Source organism: Acinetobacter lactucae (genome assembly GCF_013344765.1).
In the GTDB taxonomy this organism is placed as follows: Bacteria; Pseudomonadota; Gammaproteobacteria; order Pseudomonadales; family Moraxellaceae; genus Acinetobacter; species Acinetobacter lactucae_A.
Genome location: NZ_JABVBF010000184.1, coordinates 1 through 6,488, shown reverse-complemented (window position 1 = coordinate 6,488; position 6,488 = coordinate 1). Strand labels below are relative to the sequence as shown.

Here is a 6,488-nt window from a genome sequence, read left to right as displayed (position 1 = left end):
ACTTAACATTAAGTTGATTGAAAAATAATCAGTTGAAAAAAAGGTATAATATGTTTAAAAACAGTACAAAACGAATGGTTTTGAATAAAAAATAATCGGAAGTCACATAAAATTTTAATGAAAAACATACACAAAATTTTAAATTTCTGCATAATACCGACTTTTTTACGCAGGTATGATTTCTCCATACTCATGTTAGGAAAGAAATGGCTGCATGCAAAATCCCTTACAAAAGGATTTGAGTGTAGAAATGGAGAAATACACGAGGAATAAGGAGCTTTACATGAGTCTACCACTCATCAACAAGCAGTTCATGAAACAAGGATTGGCGATTACCATTGCAACCATGAAAATGAACTTAACTCACACAACTACTGAGACACAAGAAATACAACAGCTTAGTACAGATCTAAACGCATTCTTCTTTAATCAAGAGGAAAAGGGTGCAAATAGTCGCGTTATGGCGATGGCTCATTACAGTCTTTGAAATTCATATCTAGTTTAGACATTCGCTCACAAGTATATGTAAATATGCTTATTGGCTTAAATCCAGATTTTGTATAACTCTTTTAATTGATGGGAATCATTAGACGAGATTATTTAGCGGTGGTCATTTGTTAGTTTCCAAGTTTGTAGCTGAGTCGATCCATACTGTTCTTCCGAAACCGGAAATGTTCAGTAGTGCGATGATATTATTTTTTTTGAAGGTTACTTTCTCTCATGCAACCTTCAAAGGCTTAGTGTTGGGCATGATGTTGCTTAAACTTGTGACAATAATTGCTATTCAATTGACATTAAAAGTTTTTTCTTAAATGTACTGAAGAAGTCCCTATTTTTAGGGGCTTTTTTGTTTATTGCAGTATTTTGGCTTGTGCTAATAGCACATTAGCAAGAACATAAGCGGACCGAGTATGAATGAACAACTCAATGCCACACTGATGTCGTGGGTACAATTTTTTAATGAACCTTTATGGGATTTTTTGGTTATTTTCTTGTTGGCTGTCGGTATTTTTTATACAGTCTTAACAGGAGCTGTGCAAATTCGCATGTTCTTGCAAAGCATTCGAGTCATGAAAAGCAGCCGTACAGAAGGTGAAGATGAACATGGTCTTACACCTTTTCAGGCGTTTGTAACAGGTCTTGCGAGCCGTGTTGGGGTAGGTAATATTGCTGGTGTAGCAATCGCAATTGCAATCGGTGGTCCAGGTGCAGTGTTCTGGATGTGGGTGACTGCTCTTCTTGGTATGAGTTCTGCTTTTATTGAGTCTACACTTGCTCAGCTATTTAAAGTTAGAGATAGCAAAACTCAACAGTTCCGCGGTGGTCCAGCTTACTATATTACTCAAGGTTTACGCAGTAAAACCTTTGGTGTGGTTTTCGCACTTGCTTTGATCTTTACCTATGGTTTCGTATTCAACTCAGTTCAAATTAATGCGATTGCTAATGCCTCTTCACATGCTTGGGGTTGGGATAAAGCCAATCTTATTGCACACTTAGGTGGCGTTGATCTAGAAATTTCATGGGTTGGCCTTGCTCTTGTCGTTTTGGTGGCATTGGCAATTTTTGGTGGTATCAAACGTATTGCTAAATTTGCAGAGATGTTTGTACCTTTAAAAGCTGGTCTTTATCTCGCTGTTGCTCTATATATTGCATTAAGCAACTACGCAATTTTGCCTGATATTTTAAAGCTGATTGTGACTGAAGCTTTCAATTTTAATTCTGCAGCAGGTGGTTTCTTTGGTGCGGCAGTGTCAATGGCAATGATGCAAGGGATTAAGCGTGGTTTATTCTCTAATGAAGCAGGTATGGGTTCAGCACCAAATGCAGCAGCTGCGTCTGATGTAAAACATCCTGTCAACCAAGGTTTGGTTCAAATGCTTGGTGTATTCGTAGACACTTTCATTGTATGTACAAGTACTGCGATCATCATTTTAGTTTCTGGTGTTTACCAAGATGCAGGTTTTGTTGGTGTTGAATTAACTCAACGTGCATTAGAAACCCAAGTTGGACACTGGGGATCTGACTTCCTTGCAGTTTTATTATTCTTGTTCTGTTATTCAGCTGTGCTAGGTAACTATGCCTATGCGGAAGGTAACGTACAGTTTATTAATAACAACCCGAAAGTCATGTTCATCTTCCGTATTTTTGTATTGGTGATGGTGTACTTTGGTGCAATCGGTAGTGTTCCGCTCGTTTGGTCTATGGCTGACTTGTTTATGGGTATCATGGCAACCATTAACTTGATTGCAATTGTACTATTAACGCCAATGGCACGTACTTTGTTAAAAGATTACCGCGAGCAATTGAAAAAAGGCATTAAAGAGCCTGAATTTAAAATTGACAAGTATCCGGAATTGAAGAAAAAAGTTGATTCGGATATCTGGTAAGTTAAAAAAGGCCTCTTATACATAAGGGGCCTTTTTTATGGGCGCATAGATAAAATACTTGAGTCTAAATTTTAAACATGACAAATTAAATAAATTCAATACAGCTTTTCACGAAAGTAGCAACTAAAATTGCAATCCGAACTTAAACCTCATAGTGCGAAGATGGGCCATGAAACAACTTAAATTGTGGGTTCTCGGACTCTCTATGGTGTTGGCGGGATGCCAGACCACCACACACTTGTCTGCTGCTTTAAAACCACAAACGACAGAAGCGTATGCTCGTCCTGTCGATCAGCCATTTGCAAGAATTAAAAAAATGCAAAAACGTCCTGTTGTCGCGCTTGTATTAGGGAGTGGTGGGGCACGAGGTTACGCGCATATAGGGGTGATTGAAGTTCTAGAACAACATGGTATTCGACCAGATTTTATTGTTGGTACGAGTGCAGGTAGTATTGTTGGAGCAATTTATGCGAGTGGTAAAACGCCTGCTGAACTGCGTGAAACTGCTTTAAAAATGAAAGCTGGCGATGTTCGTGACATTAGTATCGGCTTAAAAGGTTTTTTTGATGGTAAAAAAGTAGAGAACTACGTTAACCAGCAAGTAAATAACATGCCACTCGAAAAAATGAAGATTCCAATGTACGTGGTGGCAACTGAACTCAAGCATGGCACCAAAACCGTATTTAACTATGGCAATACTGGTCAAGCCGTAAGAGCCTCTACTTCTATTCCAAGTATGTTTGTACCGACTAAAATTGGCAAATCTGAATATGTGGATGGCGGGCTAGTGAGTCCCGTACCCGTTGAAGTCGCTCGCGACTTAGGGGCTGATGTTATTATTGCTGTTGATATTCTAGCTCAACCTATTTACACAGAAACATCGAATGTCTGGGGACTGTTTAACCAGAATATTAATATCATGCAAGGGCGTTTGGCGGCAGAAGAATTGCAATATGCGGACGTTGTTATTCAGCCAGATTTAAGAGAAAAAGCGCATATTTTTGATGTAAAAGGCCGTGAAGCCACCATGAAATCTGGGATAGACGCAGCGAATGCCAAGCTTTCCGATATTCAGTTTGCTATTGATGAAAAAATAGCTGAACAGAATATGTCTACAGAAGGCTTGAGTGCCCAAACCCAATAAATAAACGTTAATATTTTGAAAATTAAATAAAAAGCCTGAAACGGGCTTTTTTTATGGAAGCTTAAAACTTCAATTTTTGGAATAAAATTTTTTGTATATTAGAGACATGTTGGATATGCTGAAAACTCTAATGGCCAATATGAAATATTGTGTCCATTTTTAAAAAATAATTGATTTGTAGTGTATTGAGGCTGACTGGATAAATGATACAGCAACAGGTTAAAAATGGGTTTCCAACATTAAATGATGTTCATGCTGCCGCAGAGCGTTTGGAAGGTTTAGTTGTAAAAACTCCCTTTGTTTTCTCAGAAACCATTTCTAAAACCTTAGGAGCTGAGATGTGGCTGAAATTTGAAAACTTACAATTTACAGCTTCATTTAAAGAACGGGGTGCTCTGAATAAACTGTTGTGTTTATCTGAGCAAGAAAAGCAGCATGGTGTTATTGCTGCTTCGGCGGGCAACCATGCACAAGGTGTAGCTTATCATGCTCAGCGTACAGGAGTGACTGCGACAATTGTAATGCCGAAATCTACGCCAAACGTTAAGGTGCAACGAGTACGTGAGTATGGTGCACGTGTGATTTTGCATGGGCAGGATTTCTCAGAAGCTGCTGCTGAAATGCACCGTGTTGCACAAGAAGAATCTTTAACCATTATCCACCCATTCGATGATGCTGAAATTATTGCAGGTCAAGGAACCATTGCGCTTGAAATGCTTGCTGCTGTGCCTGATCTGGACATTTTAGTTGTCCCAATTGGTGGTGGTGGTTTAATTTCTGGTATTGCAATTGCTGCTAAAGCGATCAATCCAAAAATTAAAATTATTGGGGTCCAATCTGTTGTATACCCAAGTATGGCTAAGTTACTTTGTAACTATCAACTTGCTGTTTCAATGGGATCTACTGTTGCTGAAGGTATTGCAGTAAAAACTCCGGGTGAGCTTACGACTCAAGTTGCTAAAGAATATGTTGATGACATTGTCGTTGTCACTGAAGACATGATTGAAGAAGCGATTGCACTATTACTTAATATTGAAAAAACAGTATGCGAAGGAGCGGGGGCAACAGGTATTGCTGCCATTATGTCTCGTCCCGATCTGTTTTTAGGTCATAAATTAGGTGTGGTACTGTCTGGTGGCAATATTGATACACGCGTAATGGTCTCTGTATTGCAACGTCATTTAACCCGTACAGGCCGGATGGTTCGTATTCGTGTTGAATTACCAGACAATCCTGGTGCCTTAGCCCGTTTAACGGCCATTATTGCTGAGCAAGGCGGTAATATTTATGAGTTGCGTCATGAACGCTTTGCGGCAACAAGTCGTGCTAAAGAAAGTGCCGTAAGCGTCGATGTTGAGCTTAAAAGCGCTTCGGACCTAGATTTGCTCATTCAAGCAATGCAACTAGAAGGCTATATTGTTCGTAAAGAAGAGATTTAATCTCTGATATCACTGTGTTATAAAAGCCGTATATGGCTCTATCGAGAGTCATATACAAGGTAATTTAAATGGATTAAATTGCCAAAAAAGGGATGAATTTACAAAAAAACGATCAAATCCTTCAATGAAACGGAAAAAACTGACAATTCTCTAAACTTTGTCCTTCACAATTTTAAGGTTTAGGTTTTAGTATTCCTTTCATTGTAAATTTGAAGAAATATAGGGATATCCACGCTCAATGTTCAAATCATTTTTTCCATCACCACGGTATTTTTTCATATCTGCGGTTATTTGGATCGCGCTCAATATGGTGCTTTGGTACTCAGGTGGAAACACGTGGGGAACTTTTATCGGGTTTGCTCAAGGTTACCATGAGGCACAACTACCAGTGGGTGTGAGCCGTTTTTGGTCTCCAACTTTCTTATGGTTTTATATCTGGTTTTTAGTCTCTACTGCGCTTTTTGCTGGCTTCTGGAAAGTTGTATCTAATAATCCATGGCAGCGATGGTCAGTGTGGGGTTCGGCGTTTATTTTGTTCAACATTTGGTTTAGCGTTCAGGTTAGTGTAGCCATTAATGCATGGTATGTACCATTTTGGGATTTAATCCAAAAAATGCTTTCCGATGGTGGGGGAGATGTCTCAGCACTGTATAGAGAGACAATGGTTTTTCTTTATATTGCTATGGTCGCTGTAACTTTAGCTGTGATTAATGCTTTTTTCACAAGCCATTATGTATTCCGTTGGCGCACGGCAATGAATGAATACTATACAAAACATTGGGAAAAACTGCGTCATGTTGAAGGTGCTTCACAGCGTGTGCAAGAAGATACCATGCGCTTTGCAACCATTATGGAAGACTTAGGCGTTGAACTGGTAAAAGCTGTAATGATCTTAATTGCCTTTTTACCTATTTTATTTCAACTTTCTAAACATGTCCCTGTTTTACCAATTGTGGGTGAACTAGAGCATTCTCTAGTATGGGCCGCAATTGTATGGGCTGTTTTTGGTACAGTTCTATTAATGGTGGTTGGTATTAAATTGCCTGGACTGCAATTTAATAATCAAAAAGTAGAAGCAGCCTATCGTAAAGAACTCGTTTATGGTGAAGATTATGCAGAGCGTGCAAGACCAGCTACTTTAAAAGAGCTATTTAGCCGAGTTCGTAAAAACTACTTCCGACTCTATTTCCATTACGCTTATTTTAATTTGGTAGCAACTTGGTATAAGCAGTTAGACATTTTATATAGTTTAGTCGTTTTATTTCCTGCGATTGCAAGTGGGAAGATGACGTTAGGTTTGATTAACCAAATTGGTGGTGTATTCGATAAGGTTCGTGAATCATTCCAATACTTAATTAGTTCCTGGAAAACAATTATTGAACTGCTTTCAATTTATAAGCGTTTAAAAGCCTTTGAATCGATACTACACAAATAAAAGAAGGCCCGCGAAAGCGGGTTTTTTTATGAGTTTTGATTAATGTGTTGCATTATAAAAATTGAGAATAGAACCTACTAGAG

The 6,488-nt window shown here is 38.7% G+C and carries 6 protein-coding genes; all 6 read left to right on the top strand.

All coding sequences use genetic code 11. The annotated features are described in order from the left end of the window. Positions 1-283 precede the first annotated feature (283 nt). The 6 genes from HUN22_RS14775 to sbmA all read left to right on the top strand — a co-directional run bounded on the left by HUN22_RS14775 (position 284) and on the right by sbmA (position 6,405). A complete protein-coding gene (locus HUN22_RS14775) occupies positions 284-487 on the top strand; it encodes a hypothetical protein (protein ID WP_174730820.1) in 204 nt (67 codons plus the stop codon). A 184-nt stretch (positions 488-671) separates the two neighbouring features. Further along, positions 672-812: a hypothetical protein gene (locus HUN22_RS14770; protein WP_079284424.1), complete on the top strand. Its 141-nt coding sequence runs from the start codon at positions 672-674 to the stop codon at positions 810-812. A gap of 99 nt (positions 813-911) precedes the next feature. Further along, positions 912-2,387 carry an alanine/glycine:cation symporter family protein gene (locus tag HUN22_RS14765; protein ID WP_174730817.1) on the top strand — a complete coding sequence of 492 codons (1,476 nt, stop codon included), beginning with the start codon at positions 912-914 and terminating at the stop codon, positions 2,385-2,387. 169 nt (positions 2,388-2,556) lie between these two features. Next, entirely contained in the window at positions 2,557-3,531 is a 975-nt protein-coding gene (locus HUN22_RS14760) for a patatin-like phospholipase family protein (RefSeq protein ID WP_217488196.1), read from the top strand. A gap of 203 nt (positions 3,532-3,734) precedes the next feature. Then, positions 3,735-4,970 carry a threonine ammonia-lyase gene (locus HUN22_RS14755; protein WP_125738714.1) on the top strand — a complete coding sequence of 412 codons (1,236 nt, stop codon included), beginning with the start codon at positions 3,735-3,737 and terminating at the stop codon, positions 4,968-4,970. Between the two features lie 238 nt (positions 4,971-5,208). Continuing rightward, positions 5,209-6,405 (top strand): peptide antibiotic transporter SbmA, encoded by a 1,197-nt coding sequence (gene sbmA / locus HUN22_RS14750; protein ID WP_174730815.1) that lies wholly within the window; start codon positions 5,209-5,211, stop codon positions 6,403-6,405. The last annotated feature ends 83 nt before the right edge of the window (positions 6,406-6,488 follow it).

What these genes read in the sequence shown, in the direction of transcription:
- HUN22_RS14765 (WP_174730817.1), top strand. Translation starts at nt 912, where the DNA reads ATGAATGAACAACTCAATGCCACACTGATGTCGTGGGTACAATTTTTT.
- HUN22_RS14770 (WP_079284424.1), top strand. Translation starts at nt 672, where the DNA reads ATGTTCAGTAGTGCGATGATATTATTTTTTTTGAAGGTTACTTTCTCT.
- HUN22_RS14760 (WP_217488196.1), top strand. Translation starts at nt 2,557, where the DNA reads ATGAAACAACTTAAATTGTGGGTTCTCGGACTCTCTATGGTGTTGGCG.
- sbmA (WP_174730815.1), top strand. Translation starts at nt 5,209, where the DNA reads ATGTTCAAATCATTTTTTCCATCACCACGGTATTTTTTCATATCTGCG.
- HUN22_RS14775 (WP_174730820.1), top strand. Translation starts at nt 284, where the DNA reads ATGAGTCTACCACTCATCAACAAGCAGTTCATGAAACAAGGATTGGCG.
- HUN22_RS14755 (WP_125738714.1), top strand. Translation starts at nt 3,735, where the DNA reads ATGATACAGCAACAGGTTAAAAATGGGTTTCCAACATTAAATGATGTT.